Annotated in this window: 4 protein-coding genes; 2 read left to right on the top strand and 2 right to left on the bottom strand. The window is 72.7% G+C overall.

Features of this window, described 5'->3' with window-relative positions:
- On the bottom strand, positions 1 to 327 hold a 327-nt coding region (locus ACWCSD_RS49920; protein ID WP_449926441.1), incomplete at its 3' end, for an AMP-binding protein.
- A gap of 70 nt (positions 328 to 397) precedes the next feature.
- Positions 398 to 1,504, bottom strand: coding sequence for an NAD(P)/FAD-dependent oxidoreductase (locus ACWCSD_RS49915; RefSeq protein ID WP_449926439.1), 1,107 nt, complete (start codon positions 1,502 to 1,504; stop codon positions 398 to 400).
- A 512-nt stretch (positions 1,505 to 2,016) separates the two neighbouring features.
- On the opposite strand from ACWCSD_RS49915, the gene ACWCSD_RS49910 reads away from it, so the two are divergent.
- Positions 2,017 to 2,319 carry a 4a-hydroxytetrahydrobiopterin dehydratase gene (locus ACWCSD_RS49910; RefSeq protein ID WP_358298325.1) on the top strand — a complete coding sequence of 101 codons (303 nt, stop codon included), beginning with the start codon at positions 2,017 to 2,019 and terminating at the stop codon, positions 2,317 to 2,319.
- 110 nt (positions 2,320 to 2,429) lie between these two features.
- Positions 2,430 to 3,436 (top strand): MFS transporter (locus ACWCSD_RS49905; RefSeq protein WP_449926436.1); only part of this gene is annotated, 1,007 nt, incomplete at its 3' end.

Here is a 3,436-nt window from a genome sequence, read left to right as displayed (position 1 = left end):
GCGCACGCGCTCGACCGGCCACGACGGGTCGAGCGGCACGAACGCCGCCCCCAGCTTCATCAGCGCCAGGTACGCGACCGGCAGTTCCAGCGAGTTGACCAGCAGGGCGGCGACCACGTCGCCCTTGCCCACGCCGTGCCCGGCCAGCGTCGCCGCCAGGCCGTTGACCAGGTCGTCCAGTTGCCTGTAGGTGAGGGTCCTGCCGTCGTAGGTGACCGCCGGCCGCTCCGGGCACCGGTCGGTCTGCTCCTCGATCAACGCCGGGACGGGACGGAACGGGCCGAAGTCGACCGCCCGGCCGGTGAAGCCGCGGGTGTTGCCGGTCATCTCCACCTCTCTGTCAGGAATGTACGAACGGCGACCGGCCCCTTTGCCTCACACGCCCCCGTCGCCTTCCTCATAGGCGTTCCAAGTCGTTCCGGAGCCGGCCCGGCGCGTACGCCGGTTCGGCGGCTCCGTCCGTCGCCGCGGCGGCGGCGATCCGGCCCGCCGCGGGCGACGTCTGCACCCCGTAGCCGCCCAGGGCGGCCAGCCAGACGAACCCCGGCGCGCCGGGCTCCGGCCCGATCACCGGCGTCCCGTCGGCCACCTCGCTGCGCAGCCCCGCCCAGGCGTGCCGGACGCTGCGGATCTCCAGCGTCGTGGCCTCCTGGACGCGCCGCACGCCGACGGCGACGTCCAGGTCGTCGGGGCGGGCGTCGCAGGGCGGGACGGGCGTGGCGTCGGCGGGGGAGACCAGCAGCCGCCCGGACTCGGGCTTGACGTAGAACGTGTCCGCCACGTCGGTGACCATCGGCCAGGACCGGGCGTCCGTCCCCTCGGGCAGGTCCACCAGGAACGCGGTCCTGCGCAGCGGGCGCAGGCCCACCGGCCGCACCCCGGCCAGCCCGGCGACCTCGTCGGCCCACGCCCCGGCCGCGTTGACCAGGATCGGCGCGGCGTGCTCGCCCGCGTCGGTGACCGCCCGCCAGACGCCGCCCGTGCGCGACAGCGCCCGGACCCGCGCGGAGGTGACCACCTGGCCGCCGCGCGCCCTGATGCCGCGCAGGAAGCCCTGGTGGAGGGCGTCCACGTCGATGTCCATCGCGCCGGGCTTGAGCATCGCCCTGCTGAACCGGCCAGGACGCAGGATCGGGCAGTGCTTCGCAGCCTCGGCGGGGTCGATCTCCACCGCCGGCGTCGGGGCCCGCCGCCCTTCGGCCAGCACCTCGTCGAACAGCTGCTCGCCGCCGTGCGGGCACAGCGCGAGCACGCCGCGCGGGCTCAGCAGCGGGACGTCGGCGAAACCCGGTGGAGGCGCGGCGAGGAAGTCCCTGCTCGCCGCCGTGAGAGCCCGGACGGCCCGGTTGCCGAAGTACTCCGAGAAGAGCGCCGCCGACCGTCCGGTCGAGTGGTGGCCGGTGACCTGCTCGGCTTCGAGCAGGGTCACGGTGCCTGACCTGGCGAGGAAGAACCCCGCACAGGCGCCCGCGACGCCGCCCCCGACAATGAGAAAATCTCTCACGTCCGTAAACTGATCACATTTCACCGTGTTTCGGCAAACAGTTTGTACGTCCTGACAGAAATGACTTGCCCGAAATGCGCGGTAAGTCAGGTCGAAAATGCTGTAATTCAAGCATTTATATAAACGATCTTGTGATTACCGGCCTGTCAGGGCCTCGGCGGCGGTGGCCGGGCGTTCCGGCGGCGTCAACCCCTATGTCAGAAACGGCGCAGGCGTGCGCTCCGAGTGTCAGATCCGATCGCTGAGCGCGCGCAGCAGACGTCCGAAACCCGGCGCCGCCAGGCGCGGCGGGACGGCGGCCATCAGCCGCATCAGGGGCTCGCTCTGCATGAGCGTCCGCGGGCCCGACACCGCGAGCCGAGGCGCGGGCCGCCCGCCCTCGCCACCAGCACCCGCATGCGACAGCCCCCTCTACGAATCGTAGTACTACACGCTATAGAGGGAAATGGCGGGTGTGAAGCGGGCCATCGGTGGTAGCCGAGCGTCGGGAAGCCGACGACTTTGGGGGGAACATGGCCGAGCGCCTGACCGACGAGGACATCGACACCGCCCTGGCGGCGCTGGAGGGCTGGCGGCGGGACGGCGACGCCCTGGTCAAGGACGTGCCGATCACGCCCGACAGCTACGGCTGGCTGAGCGAGGCGGTGCACAACGAGGGCGCCACGCTGGGGCACCAGGCCGAGATCGAGCGTACGGCGGAGGGCATCCGCTTCCGGCTCTCGACGGGCGAGGCCGGCGGGGTCACCGAGCGCGACGTCGAGCTCGCCGCCCACATCGACCAGGTCCTCGACGGCGGCGCCCGCGACCGCGGCTGACCTGCCCTTTCGGCGCAGGGCCCGTTCCGCGGCCAGGCCGATGTGCAGGGCGCACAGGTTGTGCAGGGGGCACATCCTGTGTAGGGTGCATTCGGACAATAGGGGGATTAATGGTGCATTCCGCGCCCAGTCCGCGCTCCGGCGGCGGGATCGTCAGCGTGCTCGCGGTCGCCGGCATCGTCGGCTCGCTCATGCAGACGCTGGTGGTGCCGCTCATCGGCCGGCTGCCGCGGCTGCTGCACGCGAGCGCCGCCGACACGTCCTGGGTGATCACCGTGACGCTGCTGGTCGGCGCGGTCGCCACCCCCGTCATCGGCAAGCTCGGCGACCTCTACGGCAAGCGCACCATGATGCTCGTCTGCTCGGTGCCGCTCGTCGCCGGGTCGGTGGTGTGCGCGCTGTCCGGCTCCCTGATCCCCATGATCGCCGGACGCGGCCTCCAGGGGCTGGGCGTCGGCATGATCCCGCTCGGCGTCAGCGCGCTGCGCGACCTGCTGCCGCCCCAGCGGGTCGGTCCGGCCATCGCGCTGATGAGCTCGTCCATGGGCATCGGCGGCGCGCTCGGGCTGCCGATCTCGGCCGCGGTCGCCGAGTACGCCGACTGGCGGGTGCTGTTCTGGGGCTCGGCCGCGCTGAGCGTGCTGGTCGGGGTGCTGATCTGGCTGCTGGTCCCGGCCACGCCCGCCGCTGCCGTCCGGGGCCGGCTCGACCTGGTCGGCGCGTTCGGGCTGGGCGCGGCGCTGGTCTGCCTGCTGCTCGGCGTGTCGAAGGGCGGCGACTGGGGCTGGTCGAGCGGCGCCACCCTCGGGCTGCTCGGCGGCGCGGTGCTGCTCGCCCTGCTGTGGGGGCTGTGGGAGCTGCGCGTCCGCGACCCCCTCGTGGACCTGCGCACCACCGCCCGCCCCCAGGTGCTGCTCACCAACGTGGCCTCGATCCTCGTCGGCTTCGCCATGTACGCCCAGTCGCTGGTCCTCATGCAGATCCTGCAGCTGCCCGCGGCGCTCGGCTACGGCCTGGGACAGTCGATGCTGGCCGCCGGGCTCTGGATGGCGCCGTCCGGGCTGATGATGATGGCGGTCTCCTCGCTCGGCGCCCGGCTGTCGGCCGCCCGCGGGCC

This window comes from Nonomuraea sp. NPDC001684, from assembly GCF_053596515.1.
The sequence above is the reverse complement of the archived record's forward strand: the minus strand, read 5'-3'. Positions and strand labels throughout refer to the sequence as shown.

Bases quoted from the DNA above. Each gene is read 5' to 3' on its own strand.
- ACWCSD_RS49910 (WP_358298325.1), top strand. From the start codon at position 2,017: ATGGCCGAGCGCCTGACCGACGAGGACATCGACACCGCCCTGGCGGCG.